The 21,105-nt window shown below is 33.5% G+C and carries 18 protein-coding genes; 7 read left to right on the forward strand and 11 right to left on the reverse strand.

All coding sequences use genetic code 11. The features are described 5' to 3' along the window. Positions 1 to 6: 6 nt before the first annotated feature. Together AC6QZF_RS00215 and AC6QZF_RS00220 are read right to left on the reverse strand one after the other, a co-directional pair. Complete coding sequence (locus AC6QZF_RS00215; protein ID WP_499797869.1) at positions 7 to 840, reverse strand: 2,3,4,5-tetrahydropyridine-2,6-dicarboxylate N-succinyltransferase; 834 nt, start codon at positions 838 to 840, stop codon at positions 7 to 9. A gap of 12 nt (positions 841 to 852) precedes the next feature. Further along, complete coding sequence (locus AC6QZF_RS00220; RefSeq protein WP_499797870.1) at positions 853 to 1,209, reverse strand: STAS domain-containing protein; 357 nt, start codon at positions 1,207 to 1,209, stop codon at positions 853 to 855. Between the two features lie 146 nt (positions 1,210 to 1,355). On the opposite strand from AC6QZF_RS00220, the gene lysS reads away from it, so the two are divergent. Genes lysS through murB form a run of 3 tightly spaced genes read left to right on the forward strand, consistent with a single transcriptional unit; the run spans position 1,356 to position 4,938 of the window. Further along, positions 1,356 to 2,864 (forward strand): lysine--tRNA ligase, encoded by a 1,509-nt coding sequence (gene lysS / locus AC6QZF_RS00225; RefSeq protein ID WP_499797871.1) that lies wholly within the window; start codon positions 1,356 to 1,358, stop codon positions 2,862 to 2,864. 2 nt (positions 2,865 to 2,866) lie between these two features. After that, complete coding sequence (locus tag AC6QZF_RS00230; RefSeq protein ID WP_499797872.1) at positions 2,867 to 3,922, forward strand: site-2 protease family protein; 1,056 nt, start codon at positions 2,867 to 2,869, stop codon at positions 3,920 to 3,922. Then, positions 3,919 to 4,938: a UDP-N-acetylmuramate dehydrogenase gene (gene murB, locus AC6QZF_RS00235; RefSeq protein ID WP_499797873.1), complete on the forward strand. Its 1,020-nt coding sequence runs from the start codon at positions 3,919 to 3,921 to the stop codon at positions 4,936 to 4,938. Before AC6QZF_RS00230 ends, murB begins: the two co-directional genes overlap by 4 nt. A 5-nt stretch (positions 4,939 to 4,943) precedes the next feature. Here the strand turns inward: murB and AC6QZF_RS00240 are convergent, their stop codons facing one another. Next, positions 4,944 to 6,413 carry a UDP-N-acetylmuramoyl-L-alanyl-D-glutamate--2,6-diaminopimelate ligase gene (locus AC6QZF_RS00240; protein WP_499797874.1) on the reverse strand — a complete coding sequence of 490 codons (1,470 nt, stop codon included), beginning with the start codon at positions 6,411 to 6,413 and terminating at the stop codon, positions 4,944 to 4,946. Between the two features lie 91 nt (positions 6,414 to 6,504). Between AC6QZF_RS00240 and AC6QZF_RS00245 the strand changes: the two genes are divergently transcribed. After that, positions 6,505 to 7,269 (forward strand): phosphatase PAP2 family protein, encoded by a 765-nt coding sequence (locus AC6QZF_RS00245; protein ID WP_499797875.1) that lies wholly within the window; start codon positions 6,505 to 6,507, stop codon positions 7,267 to 7,269. Between the two features lie 46 nt (positions 7,270 to 7,315). Here the strand turns inward: AC6QZF_RS00245 and nuoK are convergent, their stop codons facing one another. Both nuoK and AC6QZF_RS00255 read right to left on the reverse strand, forming a co-directional pair. After that, complete coding sequence (gene nuoK / locus AC6QZF_RS00250) at positions 7,316 to 7,630, reverse strand: NADH-quinone oxidoreductase subunit NuoK (RefSeq protein ID WP_499797876.1); 315 nt, start codon at positions 7,628 to 7,630, stop codon at positions 7,316 to 7,318. An 11-nt stretch (positions 7,631 to 7,641) separates the two neighbouring features. Continuing rightward, positions 7,642 to 8,151 carry an NADH-quinone oxidoreductase subunit J family protein gene (locus AC6QZF_RS00255; RefSeq protein WP_499797877.1) on the reverse strand — a complete coding sequence of 170 codons (510 nt, stop codon included), beginning with the start codon at positions 8,149 to 8,151 and terminating at the stop codon, positions 7,642 to 7,644. A 213-nt stretch (positions 8,152 to 8,364) separates the two neighbouring features. Here AC6QZF_RS00255 and AC6QZF_RS00260 point away from each other — a divergent pair, with 213 nt between their 5' ends. After that, positions 8,365 to 9,645, forward strand: a complete 1,281-nt coding sequence (locus AC6QZF_RS00260; protein ID WP_499797878.1) for a citrate (Si)-synthase — start codon at positions 8,365 to 8,367, stop codon at positions 9,643 to 9,645. An 82-nt stretch (positions 9,646 to 9,727) separates the two neighbouring features. Here the strand turns inward: AC6QZF_RS00260 and nusB are convergent, their stop codons facing one another. Next, the gene (gene nusB, locus AC6QZF_RS00265; RefSeq protein WP_499797879.1) at positions 9,728 to 10,312 is read right to left on the reverse strand and encodes a transcription antitermination factor NusB; all 585 of its coding nucleotides are present in this window, start codon (positions 10,310 to 10,312) and stop codon (positions 9,728 to 9,730) included. A gap of 137 nt (positions 10,313 to 10,449) precedes the next feature. Next, complete coding sequence (locus AC6QZF_RS00270) at positions 10,450 to 12,708, reverse strand: NADP-dependent malic enzyme (protein WP_499797880.1); 2,259 nt, start codon at positions 12,706 to 12,708, stop codon at positions 10,450 to 10,452. 146 nt (positions 12,709 to 12,854) lie between these two features. Between AC6QZF_RS00270 and AC6QZF_RS00275 the strand changes: the two genes are divergently transcribed. Then, positions 12,855 to 14,009, forward strand: coding sequence for a pyridoxal phosphate-dependent aminotransferase (locus tag AC6QZF_RS00275; protein WP_499797881.1), 1,155 nt, complete (start codon positions 12,855 to 12,857; stop codon positions 14,007 to 14,009). Between the two features lie 74 nt (positions 14,010 to 14,083). Beyond that, positions 14,084 to 14,812 carry a M15 family metallopeptidase gene (locus tag AC6QZF_RS00280; protein ID WP_499797882.1) on the forward strand — a complete coding sequence of 243 codons (729 nt, stop codon included), beginning with the start codon at positions 14,084 to 14,086 and terminating at the stop codon, positions 14,810 to 14,812. A gap of 43 nt (positions 14,813 to 14,855) precedes the next feature. On the opposite strand, the gene AC6QZF_RS00285 is transcribed toward AC6QZF_RS00280, so the two are convergent. From AC6QZF_RS00285 to AC6QZF_RS00300, 4 genes are read right to left on the reverse strand one after another with little or no spacing between them, the layout of a single operon-like run. Next, positions 14,856 to 16,955 (reverse strand): BatA domain-containing protein, encoded by a 2,100-nt coding sequence (locus tag AC6QZF_RS00285; RefSeq protein ID WP_499797883.1) that lies wholly within the window; start codon positions 16,953 to 16,955, stop codon positions 14,856 to 14,858. Between the two features lie 26 nt (positions 16,956 to 16,981). Beyond that, complete coding sequence (locus AC6QZF_RS00290; RefSeq protein ID WP_499797884.1) at positions 16,982 to 18,733, reverse strand: metallopeptidase TldD-related protein; 1,752 nt, start codon at positions 18,731 to 18,733, stop codon at positions 16,982 to 16,984. Beyond that, complete coding sequence (locus AC6QZF_RS00295; RefSeq protein WP_499797885.1) at positions 18,730 to 19,278, reverse strand: hypothetical protein; 549 nt, start codon at positions 19,276 to 19,278, stop codon at positions 18,730 to 18,732. Before AC6QZF_RS00295 ends, AC6QZF_RS00290 begins: the two co-directional genes overlap by 4 nt. Then, complete coding sequence (locus AC6QZF_RS00300) at positions 19,259 to 20,974, reverse strand: metallopeptidase TldD-related protein (RefSeq protein WP_499797886.1); 1,716 nt, start codon at positions 20,972 to 20,974, stop codon at positions 19,259 to 19,261. Before AC6QZF_RS00300 ends, AC6QZF_RS00295 begins: the two co-directional genes overlap by 20 nt. Between the last annotated feature and the right edge of the window lie 131 nt (positions 20,975 to 21,105).

Here is a 21,105-nt window from a genome sequence, read left to right on the forward strand (position 1 = left end):
AAAATTTTATCTTAATATATCTTCCAAAGCAACTCGTGCGTCTGTTTGTTCGTCTCTGTATTTCACAATTATCGGTGTATAAATACCAAGTCCATAATTTTCAGCGAAATAACCTTTAACTTTTCTGCTGCCTGCAACAACAACAGCGGAACGTGGGACTTCCAAAGGTTTATCGTTCGAACCTTTGATAATTCGATTATGAACAATGTCGTATATTGGAGTAGATGCTGTTAAAATAACTCCTGACGCAATAATTGCGTTTTGACGGACAAGCACACCCTCGTAGATACCACAATTGCCACCAATTAACACATTGTCTTCTATTATCACGGGACGAGCGCCTATTGGTTCAAGAACACCGCCAATTTGAGCAGCTGCGCTAATATGCACATTTTTCCCGATTTGAGCGCAAGTGCCAACAAGCGCGTGGGAATCAACCATACTACCAGAATCTACGTAAGCACCAATGTTAATATACATAGGGGGCATACAAATAACACCCTTCGCAATGTATGCACCAGTTCTAATCGAAGAACCACCAGGAACTAATCTAATATTATCTTGTAGAGAAATTTGTTTTAATGGCAAAGTATGCTTGTCAAAAAAACAAAAATCATCTGAAATGGACATATCAATTAATTTCCCATACCGAAAGAGTATCAATATACCTTCTTTCACCCAAGTATTAATTATCCATTCCTCATTAATTTTTTCTGCAGCACGAATCTTCCCTTGATTCAGAAGGGAAATAAATTCATCAACAAATTGCTGTAACTCTAAATGTGAACAATGCTCATAATTCAGTTTAACATGAGCAATCTTCTCTTGTATTGTATCCATAAATAACTCTATTTAAGTTGTTGAGATTACTTCTTCAATATTGTTAAAGATACGAAGAACTTTATGTAAATGAGTAACTTCAAGTAAATATTTAACTTTTTCAGGCACATTTACCAAAGCAAAAGATATATCCGAATTGCGCAATGTGCTCATTGTTCCAACAAGCATACCTAAACCTGTACTATTGATAACCTCGACTTCGCATAAATCAGCAATAATAGCACTAACATTTTGTTCTTTACATTTTTGAATAGCAAGATTAAATTCTAATGCATCATTCCCACCAAGAACTTGCTTTTTCAATAAAATTTTTGCAATTTTCGTTTCATTAGATAAGAATTCTATGTTATATGAATTATCTTGGTTCATTGCGCAATCCTGTTTAAGTTAATTATTCAATAATACAAAAAAAAATATTGCATTCAAAATACAATTTGTGTAATTATCATTTTATCTGATAAATCGCAAAAAATTATTAATTTGCAAAATCATATTATGCAAATTTGAGGTTAATAATGGCAGAACAATTGAATGAGCAAGATTTAAGACGTTTCGAAGAACTCGAACTGCTCGAAAAAGCAGGAATTGAGGTTTATCCATATAGTTTTAATAAAACTCACTCTACTAAATTTATCTTAAAGAACTTTAATGACGAAAAATCAGAAGAATTGTTCAATGTCGGTGTTGCTGGACGTATTTCTGCAATTAGACGAATGGGGAAAGCAAGCTTTTTCCACATTGCAGATGAAACTGGTAAAATTCAAATTTATATGAAAAAAGATGATTTACCTGATTTTTACGAAAACACAAAATTACTTGATATAGGCGATATTATTGGAGTTGAAGGCTTTACATTTAGAACTAAGACTGGTGAAATCACTATTCACGCAAGAAAGGTTTCTCTTCTTGCAAAATGTCTGAGAACATTACCGGTTGTAAAAGAAGAAATTGATGAACAAGGCAATAGGATTGTATATGATGCTTTTGCTGATAAAGAGTTACGTTACCGTCGAAGATATGTTGATTTAATTGTAAATCCGGATGTTAAAAATACATTTATCAAACGTTCGAAAATTATTTCTTACATACGAAAGTTTTTTGATGAAAAAGGTTGGCTAGAAGTTGATACACCTATTCTGCAAACTATATATGGTGGAGCAACAGCAAGACCATTTATTACACATTTGAATGCTCTGGATATTACATTATACTTACGGATAGCAGTGGAATTATATTTGAAACGCCTGATTGTAGGCGGTTTTGAGGGAGTATATGAAATTGGAAGAAACTTCCGTAATGAAGGGATGGACCGCACTCATAACCCTGAATTTACAATGTTAGAACTTTACGTTGCTTACAAAGACTACAACTGGATGATGGATTTAACAGAAGAACTAATCTCAAAAACTGCATTAGAAGTCAATGGTTCTTATGAAGTAGAATTTGACGGTAAATTAATTAGTTTAAAACCACCGTTTCGTAGAGCAAAGATGTTTGATTTATTCAAGCAATATACAGGATACGAGCTTAAAGGAAAATCGCGTGATGAACTATTCGAAATAGCAAAGAAACTAAACGTTGATGTAGATGATAATGCCTCATCAATGAAAATACTTGATGAAATATTTGGTGCAAAAGTTGAAGAACATCTTTTACAACCAACTTTTGTGATAGATTATCCTCTTGAAATGTCTCCACTTGCCAAAAAACATAGAAGCGAGGAAGGTCTTGTTGAGCGCTTTGAATTATTTGTAAATGGGAATGAACTTGCAAATGCTTTCAGCGAACTTAACGACCCACGAGACCAGCAGCAACGTCTTGAAGAACAAGCAAGAATTAGAGCTGCAGGAGATGAAGAAGCGATGGTTGTTGATGAGGACTTTTTATACTCTCTTGAAGTTGGGATGCCACCGACAGCGGGCTTAGGAATTGGAATTGACAGACTTGTGATGCTACTTACTGGTGAAAGTTCAATACGCGATGTCATACTATTTCCTATGATGCGACCCGAGAAAAACAAATAAAAATGAACGATTACTTTAAAATAAATAAAGCAACAAAAAACTCAATTTTTATTAATATTGGTCTTTTTGTTGTTACATTTATAACCTGCTCAATTGCTGGTACACAGTGGGCTAATGTTGATTTTACAGAAATATTAAACTGGCACTTTGGTTTTACTTATGCAATCTTGATTCTCACTTTTTTGTCGGCCCATGAATTTGGGCATTATTTTGCTGCAAAGTATCATGGAGTAGATGCAACATTACCATATTATATACCATTTCCGATACCTATTGCAGCAAATTTCGGAACTTTTGGTGCTGTTATAAAAACTCGTTCACCTATTCCAAGTAGCAAGGCACTTTTCGATATTGGAGCGGCAGGACCGATTGCTGGATTTATCGTGTCATTAATTTTTCTTATCTATGGTTTTATGACACTTCCATCTATTGATTACCTTTATTCAATTCATCCAGAATACATTACGCTTTACGGAGGGGAAATACCTAATAAAAGCTTGTTTTTCGGAGATACTATACTTTTTTGGATACTTGCTAAAATATTCGCCAACTCCAATGGTTTTTTACCCCCAATGAATGAAATATATCATTACCCTTTTTTAAATGTAGGATGGTTTGGCTTATTTGTTACTACGTTAAATATGCTTCCAATTGGTCAACTCGATGGCGGACATATTGTTTATGCGATGTTTGGAAAATCTAAGCACGCTAAAATTGCTCGAACATTCTGGGGCATTTTGATGATCCTGGGTCTATTTTCGCTACTCGGTGTTTTATACGAAACACTAAAAGTAGATAACCCCAACAAAATCATTATATGGTTTCAAGACTTATTATTGCCCTCTCTATCTTTTGTTGACTCACACTTCCCTTTTATTTTTCAATCGTGGTTTGGATGGTTAGTATGGGCATTGGTTACGAGATTTTTTGTTAAGTTAGATCACCCACCGGTGCTTCATGAATGTGATATTGGAGCAGTTCGGAAAACGATTGGATGGATTACTATCATAATATTATTTCTTTCATTTTCTTATAATGGAATTTATTTTGTAGAATGATAAATATTTTAGAGAACATATCATTAAAACATTATAATACATTTGGGATAGACATCAAAGCAAGATATTTCGTTAAAGTTCGCTGCATAGACGATCTTACTGCTTTACTGCAAACAAAGCATTTTCAGGAAAATCGTAGAATAATTATAGGAGGAGGTTCCAATTTATTATTTAGACACGATTTTCAAGGAATAATTATCTTGGTCGAAATCAAAGGCGTCCACTACCAAGGTTCAACTCAATCAAGTACAATTTTAAAAGTTGGAGCAGGGGAAAACTGGAATGAATTTGTTGAACTTTGTGTAAAAAACCGTTTGTATGGCATAGAAAACTTAGTTTATATTCCCGGCAAAGTTGGAGCTGCACCTGTGCAAAATATTGGTGCTTATGGTGTAGAACAAAAAGATTTTCTTCACAAAGTAGAATACTTCGATATTTCAACTGGCAAAATTGTAATTTTACATCAAGCAGAATGTAAATTTGATTACCGTAGTTCAATTTTTAAAAACGAGCTTGAAGACAAAGCCATAATAACGAATGTGTATTACGAGCTTTCAAGAGAATGGAAACCCAACATCAATTACAAAGACATCAAGCAAGAACTGGATAAATTCACATTTGTGGAGCCTGATGCAGAATATGTGATGAATACAGTAAAAAGAGTGCGAAAAAACAAATTGCCTGCACCTTCGGATATTGGGAATGCGGGAAGTTTCTTTAAAAATCCGGTTGTCGATGAACAATATTTTTATACCTTAAAAGAAAAATATCCAGACATTCCCTATTTTCAATTGGATAACCAATATAAAATTCCAGCAGCATATTTAATTGAAAAATGCGGTTGGAAAGGATACCGCTCAGGAAATTGTGGTGTTTACGACCATCATTCATTAATATTAGTTAATTACGGAAATGCATCAGGAGAAGAAATTTTTCAACTCTCTGAGAACATCAGACAATCTGTTCAAGATGAATTTGGGATTTTGCTTGAACGAGAAGTAATCGTCGTTGAATAACTATTTCATATTTTTTTTAATTGCTCTAAATCATCAAAATGAAAGCGTGTTTGGCCAATAATTTGATACTTCTCGTGACCTTTGCCTGCAACCAACACAATATCTTCATTATTTGAATTATTTACTGCATAGCGTATTGCCTCAGAACGTTCGGCAATTTCAACAACCTTTGATTTATTATCAATCGGGATTCCATCAATAATATCTTTTCTAATGCTTGCAGGTTCCTCTGTCCGAGGATTATCATCAGTAACGACAACAATATCTGCAAGTTGAGATGCAATATTGCCCATCTTAGGCCGTTTAGAACGATCACGATCTCCCCCACACCCGAACACACAAATTAGTTTAGAGTTTTGATGTCCAGAGTTTTGAAGAATTTCTCTACAGGTGAGCAAAGCTTTTTCGAGTGCATCGGGAGTATGCGCATAATCAACAATTCCTATGGCACCTGTTCGCAATTTAATTGAGGACATCCGACCTTCGGCAGGAGATACGTCTTTCATAGCAGTTGAAATATCATCTGGATTGTATCCAAGCTCAATACAAGCAGCAACAGCAAGTGAAGAATTATCAATATTGAATTTCCCCAAAAGTGAGGTTTCTATATTCAAATCGAAAATATCTGTTGACATTTGGAAAGAAATTCCATCCCGCATTATTTTTTCATTATATATAAAATATTTATTTGTATTATTCCTACCAACAAAAACAATGTTATTGCATTTACAATTTGAAACCATAAAATTAGCCCATTCGGTGTCACCCTGCACAACCGCAATAGATTCGGGCTTTAAATTATCGAATAGAATTTTTTTTGCAGACGCATAATTCTCCATATTTTTATGATAATCCAGGTGGTCGTGCGTAAGATTAGTGAATACTGCAACATCAAAGTCAATACCAAACACTCTTTTCTGCTCTAATGAGTGAGATGATACTTCCATAACAACGCATTGAACTCCATTTGTTGCCATTTCTTTAAAGATACGGCAAAGTTCAAAAGATTCAGGAGTTGTGTGCGTCGCGTTATAAAAACGATTGAGGAAATAAATCCCCGTAGTGCCAATAATCCCAACTTTTAGCCCCATTTTTTCTAAAATTTGAGCTATTAGAAAAGTAGTTGTAGTTTTCCCATTTGTTCCAGTTACACCAATCATTTTCATATAACGGGTAGGATCATCAAACCACCAATGTGAAATTTCAGCAAGTGCTTGTCGTGAATTATCTACTTTGATAAAAGTAACATCATCGTATAATTCTGGAATTTTTTCGCAAACAATTGTTTTGCAGTTTTGCTTTATAACATCAGGAATAAAACTATGAGCATCAACTTTTGCGCCTTGCATAGCAACAAAAAGTGTACCGGAGGAGACCAATCTTGAATCATAACTAATTGAAGATATCTTTCTGTCAACTAAATTTATTATTTCACTATAAGATAATTTTTTGAGTAAGTCCGAAAGCTTTTTCATAAGAATTTCAATTAATTTAAAAAATATGCATAAATTAATAGACAAAAATAGTAAAAATAATTGAAAAGTGAAGAAAATACTAATAATATTCATGATAGTTGCCTTAACCAACAGCAACTTATATTCAAACAATTTCTCTAATGATTGGAAAGAATTTAGGGAAGACTACCACCAATTATTTAGAAATGTTTCAAATACCAAGTTAAAAGATTTAGCAGCACCCTCTGCAATTGTCTTAAGTTCTTTGCTTGCAGCTCAATTCGATGAAGAAGTTCGAAATATTTTTAAATCTATTGATGATAATAATTTCAATCAATTTCAAATAGTTGCTAATCAATTAGGAGAACCAATTTCTTTTTGTGTATTTCCTGGACTTGTATATGGCTCTGGCCATATCTTCAACTCTAAAGCAATGAGAAAAACCGGCCGGCTTATGTACGAAAGCGTATTGCTAAATGGATTAATAACCGGAATATTAAAGACAACTCTTGGAAGAGCCAGACCATATGTCGAATCAGGCAATTCACGTTTTGAGCATTTTACATACAAAGATGATAATTTCATGTCGATGCCATCTGGACATACTTCTATGGTGTTTGCGATGGCAACAATATTATCGTATAGAAGCAGAAGTACATTATTATCGATAATATATTATGCTATGGCTGGTTCAACAGGAATGGCAAGAATTTATTTCGATAAACATTGGTTTTCAGATATAATTGCAGGCGCAATGATTGGAACAGCTTCATCATTGCTTATAATTAACGCTGAAAAAAGTAGAAAAAATAATATAGAAACAACTGAAATACCTATTATTCAATTCAATATCACTATAGATAAAATTAAATTTTGATAATATTATATCCAAACAAAGTTACAAATAAAATAAATAATTTAAATTACCACTTAAGCAAATTAACTTCATCAACAAAAACGGTTTGTTTGAGTCTATATAGAGCAAGCACGATTGCAAGTCCAATAGCTGCTTCAGCAGCTGCAATAGCCATCACAAAGAAAACAAACAATTGGCCAAGTGTATCACCAAAATATATAGAGAATGAAACGAAAGTTAAATTGACAGAATTCAACATAATTTCAATAGACATAAAGATAATGATAGCATTTCTACGAGTAAGAACACCAACAGCACCAATAACAAATAATATTGCCGAAAGCACTAAATAAAATTCCAAAGGTATATTAGTGATTAGCATAATGTTCCTCATTACATTAGTTTTCGTTTTGCAAGTAACACAGCACCAATTATTGCAGCAGTTAGCAAAAGCCCAATGGCTTCGAACTGAACTATGTAGTTTGTAAACAACGAACGTCCAATGACTTGAACAGTTGTAAAATTCAAATTATGACTGGGGAAAGATGTAGGTTCTGGATGCAGATTAATAAACGCATAGATAACAGCCAATCCAAAAGTACCTGCTAATACAATACCACCAAAATTATTAAATGTTATTTTCTTTTCAAAAGATTGATCTTTGCTTAAATTAAGAAGCATAATAACAAAGACAACAAGCACCATAATAGCACCAGCATAAACCAAAATTTGCATAACAGCAACAAATTGAGCATTAAGAGTAAGATAAAGTCCTGCCAACATAAAAAAATGAACAACAAGCGCTATTGCCGACCGGATAGGATGTTTTGTTGAAATTGTTACAATTGCAGAAGCAACCGCAAGTACAGACAATATAATAAAGAAAAAATAGCTTATATTCATTATTATTCATCAAAGATATCAAACAACTGTTAAAATACGAATTAGATAACGAAATGGCATAATTATTATTTTTCTCTACTATACGTAAAAAATGGTTTAATAGTTGAAAAATCAATAAATATTGTTTTGAATAAAAAGAAAAATTCTTTAAATTAAGGTAGCATCTATTTTTTTCAACATTATTAAATTGTTTCCAAATTTTAAGGTATTTCTATGTCCATATTAAAACAAAGACTTGGTGAAATTCTACCAAAACAGGTAGAAGAAATCAGACAATTTTTAAACGAGTACGGAGATAGAATTGTCTCCGATGTTAAGTTAGCACAGGTATATGGTGGACTGCGAGGAGTAAAGGCATTAGTTTGCGATACCTCAGAAGTTCCACCAGACAAGGGTCTTATAATACGCGGGATACCACTGAAAGACTTAGTTGATAAGCTTCCGGAAGAAGTATTTTGGTTGTTACTCACAGGTGAAATGCCAAATGATACTGAATTACGCGATTTGCAGAACGAATTATTAGCACGTCAGAGAGTTCCAGACTACGTTTGGAAAGTAATTGACTCAATGCCAGAAAATTCTCACCCAATGGCAATGTTCAATACCGCAATTCTTGTAATGGAGATTGAATCTGAATTTGCAAGAAGATATTCAGAAGGATTGCCAAAATCAGAGTATTGGATACCTACACTGGAAGATGCTCTAAATATTATTGCTAAACTTCCTTCAATCGCTGCTTACGTTTATAGAAAGAGATTTAATAAAGGACCACGTATTGAACCAGCCAATGATTTAGATTGGGCGGCTAATTATGCTTATATGCTCGGAATTGATGACCCCAACGGTGAATTCCGTCAATTAATACGATTATATTTAACGTTGCATTGCGACCACGAAGGTGGAAACGTCTCGTCTTTCTCTGCTGCTACTATTAATTCTGGACTGTCTGATTTGTATTATGCACTATCAGGAGGTTTAAACGGGCTTGCCGGACCGCTTCACGGGCTTGCAAATCAAGAGTGCCTGGCTTGGGTACTTGATACAATGGGAAAATTTGGTGGAGCACCTACCGAAGAACAACTTGAAAAGTATGCTTGGGATACATTAAATTCAGGGAAAGTTATCCCTGGCTATGGTCACGCTGTATTGAGAATAACCGACCCAAGATTTGAAGCCTTTTTGGAATTTGGCAAAAAGTATATGCCAAACGATCCCGTATTTAAAACAGTTGCAAGAGTATTCAACGTTGTTCCAAATGTTTTATCACAAGTTAAAAAGATTAAGGATCCATGGCCAAACGTTGACGCAGGTTCAGGTGCGTTACTATATCACTATGGAATACAGGAATTTAGCTATTACACTGTTCTGTTTGCTGTATCCCGTGCTTTGGGTATTTGTGCGCAGAATATTATTGCTCGTGCTTATGGTTTGCCAATTATCAGACCAAAATCACTTCCTACTGCTAAATTTAAAGAAATCATTGAAAAACAGTAATTTATGCTTGATAAAAAACACAAGAGCCGCTTCTCGAAAACAAAGCGGCTCTTTCATATTTAATACTTACAAATAATCACTTCTACTTTTCTAATAATCCTTTTCCACTTTTCTTTATCTTGCCTTGTCCTTTAAGTTTCTTTCTAAAATTATCAAGCAAACCGTTAATAAAAATGTTGCTTTTATCAGTTGAATAATTTTTGGAAATTTCAATAATTTCATTAATTGTAACTTTTTCCGGAATTTCTGGAAAATAAATAAATTCGGCAAGAGCCATATTAATGAGAATTCTATCTATAAGAGCAATTCTCTCTATTTCCCAGTGACGAACTTCTTCTTTAATTAGATTAATTGTAAAATCTTTCAATTCAATTGAAGCATTAATTAGGCTTTTAGCAAAATTAATATTATCTTCTTTCCAGAGAATTGGAATATCAGATTCTAATTCAATAATTTGCTCTTGTTTAAGAAGAACACCCTGTGGTGGATTAGCAGGTTCAAATGTATAATCTCGATAGAAAATATTGGTAAAAAGAAAATCTAAATCACTTCCTGAAACTTCAAAAGCAACCAAAATTTGCAAAACTTTTTCTCTAACAAGCCGTCGCGAACCAGTGATTTTTTTACTTTTGCTTAACGGATATAATTCAATTTCAGATAATAACATATTTTAAAGAACGTTAGTATTATTATACTACAAAATTACAGAAATATTATATAATTTCAAATTATATAATATAAGAATACCTCTTAAGAGCATATACTCCTAATAGGTAACTTCGAAAAAAGATAAACCTTTAACTTTCATTCTTTATGAATAGCATCAGCTACTGCTATTGCAATTATATTGAAAATATCATCTACATCAGAACCACGCTGAAGTATATGAACAGAACGTTCCATACCAAGCAAAGCAGGACCGATTAGTCTCATACCGCCTATCTTTCCAAGCAGTTTATAAGCAATATTGCCCGCGTCAAGATTTGGGAAAATTAGAACATTTGCACCTGATTTCAGAATGCTAAATGGGAAAGTTTCACTAATGATATCAGGAGAGACTGCTGTATCTGCCTGCATTTCGCCATCAACTACTAATTCAGGTGATTTTTGGCGAATTATTTCCAAAGCTTTACGCATTTTTTCAGGCGATACACCATAAGCAGAACCGAAATTACTATAAGTGAGCAAAGCAACTTGCGGAATAATATCGAAATTAGCAGTAAAATCAGCAGTTGCAAGTGCTATATCGGCAATAGCTTCGGGAGTAGGATCAATATTAAGTGTTGTGTCCGCGAGGAAAAAGGCTTTATTTTTAGATGAGACAATATAACAGCCACAAGCGTGGCTATACTTTGGATCTCTGCCAATTATTTCAAGCGCTGGACGCACAGCATCTGGATAGTGAGTGCTAACACCTGTAACCATGGCATCAGCATCACCAAGATGAACCATCATAGCAGCGAAGTAATTCCGACGAAAACGCAACCTATCAAAAGCTTCTTGCCGAATAATACCTTTCCTTTGACGCAAAGCTAAAAACTCATCAATATATTTATTAAGATCGTCAAAATTCATCGGGTCAATAATTTGCATATCGGAAATATCAATTCCGTGTTCCTGTGCTACTTCTTCGATCACTTTTGGATTACCGAGAAGAATAGGTTTTGCTATTTTTGAATCAATAGCATTCAGTGCTGCACGCATAATTTTTGGATTGTCACCTTCGGGCAGCACAACTGACTTTGGATTTTGACTTGCTCTTTTGAAAATAGGGGTCATTATTACTTGTGCTCTTCCCATTCGAATATTTAGTTGACGCTTATATTCTTCGAAATCTTCAATTTTTTTGCGAGCAACTCCAGTATCCATAGCAGCTTTAGCAACTGCCGGAGCAACCCACGTGAGGACTCGGGGATCAAATGGCTTTGGAATAATATATTCTCGCCCAAATTTCATTTCTTTTACACCGTAAGCACGTTTTACGCTGTCTGGCACTTCTTCTTTTGCAAGAGCAGCTAATGCATATGCAGCAGCGAGTTTCATTTCCTCATTAATCGCTTTGGAATGTACATCCAATGCACCGCGAAAGATGAAAGGAAACCCAAGAACATTATTGACTTGATTTGGATAATCAGAGCGTCCTGTTGCCATAATAACATCCGACCGTGCTTCAAGAGCATCTTCATATGAAATCTCAGGGTCAGGATTTGCCATAGCAAAAATAATTGGGTTGTCCGCCATAGAACGCACCATGTCTTTTGTTACAACGTTCCCTTGTGATAGCCCTGCAAAAACATCTGCACCGACAAGAGCGTCTGCAAGAATACGAGCATCTGTTTCAACAGCAAACTCTTCCTTATAAGCATTCATCCCTTTAGTTCTACCTTTATAAATCACTCCTTGTGAATCGCACATAATGATGTTTTCTTTCTTTACACCAAGTGAAACATAAAATTTTGCACAAGCGATACCAGAAGCACCAGCGCCATTGAACACAACTTTAACTTTATCAATTTTTTTATCAACAATTTCAAGAGCATTTAGCAAGGCAGCACCAGAAATAATCGCTGTCCCGTGTTGGTCGTCGTGAAAAACAGGTATATCAAGGCGCTTTTTCAGCTCTTCTTCTATTACAAAACATTCGGGTCCTTTTATATCTTCGAGATTAATTCCACCAAAAGTCGGAGCAATTACTTCAATAACTCTTATTAATTCATCTACGTCTTTTGAAGCAAGTTCAATATCAAACACGTCAATATCAGCGAAAGACTTAAAAAGAACTCCTTTTCCTTCCATAACAGGTTTCCCAGCAAGAGGGCCAATATCTCCGAGACCGAGCACAGCAGTACCATTGGAAATAACAGCAACAAGGTTACCTTTGGCAGTGTACTCGTAAACTAAACTTTCATCACGATAAATTTCGCGACAAGGTTCAGCCACACCTGGTGAATAAGCAAGGGATAAATCTCTTTGTGTAACACAAGGCTTTGTAGTAACAACTTCAATTTTGCCTTTACGCCCCATACTGTGGTACAGTAAGGCATCTTCTTTACGAATTTTCATAGATTCACCTTTTTGAAATGGAAATAACGAGAACTACTGCAAAAGTAATAATTAATTATTCTAAATACAATATTTTTTCTCGATTAATTTATATATTTATATTTTTTTGTAATTTTGAAAGTATTTATTTGTAAAAGGGTATTTTTATGGGCAAAATATTCAATGCTAATAGAATTTCTTCAATGACAACTTCGATATTTGCTACAATGAGCAAACTTGCATTTGATTATAAAGCAACAAATTTAGGACAAGGTTTTCCTGATTTTGATGGACCACAATGGCTTATGGATGCTGCATATGAGGCAATGAAGTCAGGGAAAAATCAATATGCACCAAGTTCAGGTATTTTTTCTCTGAAAAAAGCAATTATCGATTATCATAAAAAATATTACGATTTAGATTGGACGCAGGATGAAGTAATTGTTACTGCTGGTGCAACGGAAGCCTTGTTCTCTACAATTATGGCATTCATCGAACCGGATGATGAAGTAATTATTTTCGAACCATTTTATGATTCATATCTTGCTGATATTACTCTTGCAGGAGGACATCCTATTGCCATAACTCTGAAAAAACCTAATTTCTTATTTGATTTAGATGAACTTGCCTCTGCTATTACAGATAAAACAAAAATGATAATTGTTAACACACCTCACAATCCAACTGGCAAAATCTTTACAAAAGATGAACTAGAATATATAGCCTCACTTGCAATTAAGTACGATTTGCTTGTTCTTACAGATGAAGTATATGAATTTTTAACATTCGATAATTCTACTCACATTCCAATGGCTTCAATTGAAGGAATGAAAAAAAGGACAATTACAATTTCATCGACAGGCAAAACTTTTGGTATGACAGGTTGGAAAATCGGTTATGCAATTGCAAATGAAACTCTTGCTGCTGCTATTCAAAAGGTGCATCAGTGGACAACTTTTGCTGTTAATACTCCTGCTCAACACGCTATGGCTTATGCTTTTTCAAAATTGGACGATTATTTGCCTGAATTTCGAAAGCTATATCAGGAGAAACGAAATTTAATATATAACGAATTGTTAAAAACTAAATTTATTCCACACAAACCGCTCGGAAGTTATTTCATAATGGTAGATATTCCATCCAATATTTTTACTGATGATGTTCACACTGCAATGAAGCTTGTCAAAGATTACGGAGTTGCGACAATTCCCCCTTCCGTGTTTTATATAAAAAGCGAGGAAGGACAAACAATGTTAAGATTGTGCTTTGCTAAAGAAAACAGCACAATTATTGAAGGAATAAGCAAAATGGCGAAAGTATAATTTGGTTTATTCTATTGATTTACTTATATTAACTATTATTTAATAGTTGAAAATGATTTTCATTTGGTAAACAAATGAATGTTAAAGTTATTTTTAGAAATGCATTTTTTGGTGCATTATTTTTGCTTTTTTCAATCAGTTGCAATTCTGGAAACACTAACGATTGTAGAAACAAGCCAAATCCATACAAATTACCATTAATACAATGTATTTCAGATTACAATTCATTGGTGTTGCAAAATCCAAATATGGAATTAGTTGATTTAGAGGAATATATACCGAATATAAAATTAGATATACGATATGCAACTGAAAACAATTTTACAGGCAAAATAATTTACACAACGGCTAAGGCTTATGCTCGCAAACCTGTTGCAATGGCTCTTAAACATCTTCAAGATTCATTAAACAAATTAGGATTAGGGTTAAAAATATATGATGCATACAGACCTTATTTAGCAACTTTAAAATTTTATGAAGTTTATCCCGATAACAATTTTGTAGCAAATCCTAAATTTGGTTCCCGACACAATCGTGGATGTGCAATTGATTTAACTTTGATTAATTTATCAACAGGCAATGAAATTCCTATACCAACATCATTCGATGATTTTACAGAAAAAGCACACCCTGACTATCCGAATTTACCTGATGAAGTAATTAATAATCGCTCATTCCTTTTTAATATTTTGTCTCATTTCGGATTTACTCATTACTTAACAGAATGGTGGCATTTCGACTACCAAGGCTGGGAAAATTATCCTTTGATGGATTTATCATTTGAGGAATTGAAAAAGAAATAACCATAATAGCAAACCAATAAATAACTACTCTGAAATATTAGTATTATTCAGAAAATTCTTGATTTTTTGACACTTTTTGCACAATCATTTCAGCAATGGCACATAAAATTGCTAGTAGTAGCATAATACTCCATAACTCAGTCCCAATTCTTGCTCGCTTCAAATCGTGTGACAATTGAAAGTAATTTGTGAGAATAAATATGTTCTTGTTATGAATAGTTCTCGAATTTAGATATGAGAGGATATTTGAAACATCGGGTTTTTGAATATAAGACTCATTTTTAGGCATATTCAATGAAAAAACGTAAGCAATTTTGTTTTGTGAATTAATGAGTTGATAAACACCTGCTTCATTGAATAATTCAAGTGATAAAGCAGCCCCAGATTGCAGCAAAGGAAGTTGAACTACAGTTTGATTCCCCGACGGGTCAATTAGCTTAAAGTTTTGGTTAGGAGATAATTTTCTTGGTATCATTACAGTTTGCTTACTCCCAACATCAAAAGAATAGCCTAATGTAATAGAAGAAGACAAATAAAAGACACTTCTAAAAATCAGCGATGGAAATAGTGAAAGCAACGGGAAATTGCTCCAATTTAAATTTGGTGCAACAGCAAAGTACAGGCATTTTCCATCTCCATATTGATTCTCAGATAAGAAATAGCCATCTTGGGATTCAATTATTGGAACACCTGTATTCACAGGTAAAATTGTAAATATTTTTGGATTGTCAATTTGGTTCAGGTTGACGCCATCGCCTGCAAGTTTGAACATTCCATCAAAGATTGGATGCTTTACATCTAAATTAGAGAAATTGACAGGAGATTTTTCTGAAAAATTCTTTTTTTCTGATAGAGCAAATCCAAATTCTGCAAGGGAATTACGATAGTTTTCATTTATTGGGTCGGATGGGAAAAATATCGCTGAGCCGCCGCTGGATACGTATTCTCTTATTCGATTTCTATTGCTTTCAGAAAAATTTGAAAAATTGAGTATTAAGCAATCAAACTTATTTAAATCAAGATTATTAACCGAGTTTTCATCATAAAAAGATGTATTTATTTGATTTTGAGCATCATCTGTTGAAAACAAAGCTTTTAAAAAGAAGTTGTTAGAAGTTTCACCAAAGATTGCAACGTTAGGTTTTTCTGGAATAATAAACCCAAAATAACGGTTATTATCAGGAATGAAAGCATCATTTTCAAGTTCAATAGCTGCGGATACGACTCCTGGTTTTTGAATTTGTGCGGCGATAGGAATTGACTTTATAGCATTAGCTTGAATGTCAAATGTTTTTTGAGCAACTTTCTGTTTGTTGAATAGAAGGCTAATTAAAGCACCTTTTACATCTTTATCAGAATGATTTTTGACAGTAACGGAAAGCTCAACTGTTTTTCCAATAGAGAAAAATTTGGTAAGAACATCTATCGAATCAACAGATAGATTTTCAAAATTACTACTTGACGAATAACCAATCGGAATGAAGTAAATAGCAATGTTTCTATTATTAAGTTTTAAGGAATCCTCTGAATGGAAAACATTTTTCTGTGCATCTGAAATAATAAACAACTCTTTCGAAAAATTATTAGCATTTTGAAAAAATTTGGCAGCTAATCTCATTGAATTATCTAATGAAGCAGGTATAGGATGCAATTTAATCTGAGAAAGCGACCGAATTAATAAATCTTTGTTCTTCGTAAATGCAGGTTGAAAAGTATTATTCATACTCGACATTTCAATAATGAGAGCTTCGTCTCCTTCTTTCATAGAATTAATAATTTTCTCGGCACTTTTCTTTGCCTGAATAAATCGATTACCGAACTCATCAGATATATCCATACTGTAAGAGTTATCTATTAGAATAATAATGCTTGATTTAGCGTAATTCTCAAATCCAGGAATTGAACCTTCAATAATTGGTCGAGCAAATGCAAGAACAGTAAAAGTAATTATAAGGGTTCGTAGTATCAACAAAATGATTTGTTTTATTTTCAATCTTTTAATTTTTGTCTTTTGTAGTTCTTTTAAAAACTTTAAAGATGAAAATTCAATATTCTTTAGCTTCCGTAAATTAAGAAGGTGTAATAGTACTGGTATTGAAGCAGCAATTAAGCCAAGTAGAAACAATGGATTTATAAAATTCATAATAGTTCAAATAAATAAAAAACAAATCAATTCAAAACAACAGGTTTAGACAAAATTGGTGGTTTTTTGAAATCGTCATCGCTTGATTTAATTTCACCATCTTCAAGTAATATGTCAAAAGTAGTTATGCTGGCGGGGAGATACGATTTACCACCAGTCATAAATGGATTAGCAACAGAGTTTGCTAAATAATTATAAACAAATTGATTTTTCCCAACAAAAATAATATCTTTAAAAGATTGAGCAGAAATATTATTAACAAAAGTTCCACGAATTAGTTCTTCTTTGCCATCAGGAAAAACTTTATAAGCAAGAGTTATTAGTAATTTATTCCCGCCACGCGGAATATCAATATTCCCAAAAGTTAAGCCATATAAACCAGTATAAAGAATATTAAGATTTTGTATTTTCTTGACAATAATACCATAAGGCAGTTCGCGAGCTTTTATAAGTTTTATTAATTTACTTTTCAATTCGTTGTAAGATAGCTGATTCTTATTTGCTGATAAAATAAGATTACTAATCATAGCGGAACCACCTCTGTTATGTCCATTACTCTGCTTGACACGACGAGTAGGCACACGCGAAGACATCAAAGATTTTAAGTAACCATTCTCAACTAATAGAACATCTTGTGCAGGTATCCCATCATCATCAATTTTGTAATACCCAAATAATTGAGTGCCCTTATAATCAGAAAGATTAGGTTTTGCCCAAACAGAAATAAATTCAGGCAGGACTCTACCACCAATTTTATTTTGAAAGAGAGAGAACTGAACATCATCAGTAAAAAAGCCACCGTCCATTATAGGTTTTCTTTGAGCAACAAGATTTGGAGCAAAAATTTGAGCCACTAATTCAGCAGAAGCTTGTTCAGTAAATAATATGGGACCGTTGTAAGCCTCATCTATTGTTGATGCCTGCTTCAATTGTGAAACATTCTGGGCCACAAGTTTTGCACCGTTTATAAGTGAATCAAGTGAAGGCAGTTTTTCAGGTGTTCTGCTATAGGAGGAGAAGAAATCAAAAACAAGCATACCATCAGTAGATTGAGTTGCTGCAATAACTTCTACCCCACACTGAGTATTTCTTTTGATGTATTCAGTTCCTTCACTGTTAATATAGTAAACAAATTCGTCGATACCTTCAACTGTAGTTCTGGAAACATCAATATTATTATAGTTTCTAAAAACATAGGAAACTTTCTTAGCAATTTCTTCTAACTTATTAATGTCAAATTTAACCAGATAATTAGTATCAATAGACTTATACGATGGAGTTTTAAGGAAATCGGGCGTTGTATCTCTTCTTATTTTATTTTTAAGCGAAGTTTCTTTCTTTGTGAAAATTTCTGCACTTCTCTTATAAGCAGCATCAGTTGCAAGCCACAAATTTTTTCGAAGGTTATGGTAGCTAAGTTCAATAGGAAGGCGACGGTTCATAAATTGTTCTTCGTCATCACTACTACCAAATAAATTCAATCCAAAATCAATATAATTTGAGTTATCAAACTGATAATCTCCAACTTTGACATTAACAGTAAGTCGAGCAATCGGTGCAGTTTGCAAATCGGTAGTGTTCCCTAAAACTGCTTGAACATTGATATTTGTTGAATATTCAAGTTTATATTCAATAAAATATGGTATTTTCAAATTTTCTATTTTTAGATTTCTCATTGAACGGTCCATTTCGTCTCGCATTGCTTGCATAATTTCATCTTTTGCGAACAAATTAGAAATAAATGCCAAAAATAGAAGAAGCAAAAATATTTTTTTCATTTATGAACCTCGTTTTGATTGCAAAATTTAGATAAAGTATTATAGAAATCGTTTGGTTTTTGAGTACCAATAAGCAACCGAGCACCATCTTCGAAAAACAGTTGAATGCCTATTTTACCGTAGACGTTAAATGCACGTCCAGCGGGTCCGACACGAATTCCCCAACCTCCATAATCAAGAATTGGGCTATACTGACGAATTTGAAAACGTTTAATATTATCAAAACTATATGTTTTAAATTTCATAAACGGGAATAGTCTCACGTGAATTCCAGATTTTGTGATATACGTCTCCAACTTACTTGAAAAGAAAAGCAAAAGAATACCAACCGCGAATACAACTGAAATTACCATTGATATTAACAATCCTTGATTTGATAATGGCTTATCTCCAAAAGGGATATTTTTAACTGCTTGAAGATAATATCCATAAACAAAGAACAATAACGGAAACAGTGCCGCAATAATTACTAATACAATTAAAGGTTTTTGTTTAAATTTTTGAATTTCATAAAATTCAATTTTTTCATTGAGAAAATGCTTCATAATCGGGTGCCTCCAAAATTGGGGGTTTAGCTTGAGATTTAACTTTTTTCTGTACTTCTATTCTTGAAACTAATAAACTTGGAGAAACAGCAGACACTGGAACTCCACCAGATTCAGCTCCACAAGTGCCATTGAAAACACCAATATCATCAGCTGCTAATATTACATTAGAAAAAGTAGTAAGAGGTGTTCCGATTAAATCAACACCTCGAACAAGTTCATCAGGACGCCCATCGACATACACTTTATAGATAATTATTGGAGTAACATTGAAAGCATTTGGAATATATCTCGTAGTGAAAGTAAAACCGCCTGAAACTTGCTCAAAAAACAATCCATATTCTTTGTTCTGTTTTTTAGCTTCTTCGATAAGTTTATTTCTTAACTCAGGTTTAGAAACTGTTTGAGTAGCCTCGACGATTAAATTTGATTGGCGTGAAATCGCCTGATAACCAATTTGCTTTCTACCGTGACCATTTGAATTAGGGAAGTTCTCGATAGGAATTCGAGACATAAGATAGCCATTGAAAATACCATTTTTGACTGTTTCTACTTTTTGAGCTGGAATGCCTTCGTCGTCGTATTGATAATAACCTGAGATTGCTTTTCCATTAATTTCAGATACATTAGGATCGAAAATTACATTAATAAAATCAGGTAAAATTTTCTTTCCCAGAGAACTTTTGAAAGTCTGACTGCTGGAAGGATCTTTTTCACGATGCCCCTCCACTCTATGACCAAAAATTTCGTGGAAAAACACACCAGCTGCCTCTCCTGACAAAATTGCAGGTCCTGAATAAGTTTCAGCAAGAGAAGCATTACGTAATTTATCGAGTAAAACAATCATTTCATCAATTTTTTTTGAGATTTCATCTTCGGGAGGTAATCCGTCAGGAGTAAAGGCGAAATACGATTGGTGTAGTGGAAGGCTCATTCCATCGTCTGCTTTAGTTTTCAAATAAACAAAAATTCGAGCGAAACTTTCGCTAGTGGCGACTTCAAATCCGTCGGTATTAAGAATTAATTTATTATTAACTTCAAATGAAAAAGAGACAGTAGCATTGTGTAGCCATTTATGAGAATTAAATTTTTCTGATAAATTACGTAATACACCTGCCCATTTTACTGTATCCAAATAATAATGTTGATTATCGCTCTGAGATAAATTGATATATTTCCAGGCTTGAATATCTCGAACTGGCTTTTCTTTAGAAAAATCGTCTGAAGTATCTTCTTCGGCAACTTTTACTGCCTGGTTTGTAAGTGCTTTTTCGTATCGCTCAATAGCATTTTTATATATTTGGTCGGTAGCATACCATATAATATCTCTAATTGAAGCTTCATCATTATTTAATGGCAGCGATATTTTACTAACACTTGACGAGAAATCAAAAGGATTCCCTCTAATTATATGTGTATTGTCAAACTTATGGCTACCGACTCTGATATCGATATCCATAAATCTTGATAGGTCAAAACTATTTACACTTATCTTCCCGAAAGATGCTTGTATTGTTGATTTTTGAGTTTCTAATACGTAATATGAAATGAAATATGGTGGCAGCTTTTGCAATGATAGTTCTTCCTGACTTCTTAGCATTTCCTTTTTCAAAATATTTAAAAGTTCGATATTGGAAGAAATCAAGTTGGCAGAGAAACAGTAGAATAGCAGTATTACCAAAATTATTTTTTTCATTTTAATTCCTTCAAATCATAAAAAAGCTTTGACGAAAATTAACAAAATTAATTTGTTAACACTATAAAATTACAAAAAAATACTTAAATAATCAGCAAAGCCTCATTATTTAAGCCTTATAAAATTATAGA

The organism is Eximiradius sp., assembly GCA_937127445.1.
Classification (GTDB): Bacteria; Bacteroidota; Ignavibacteria; order Kapaibacteriales; family UBA2268; genus JAKIZO01.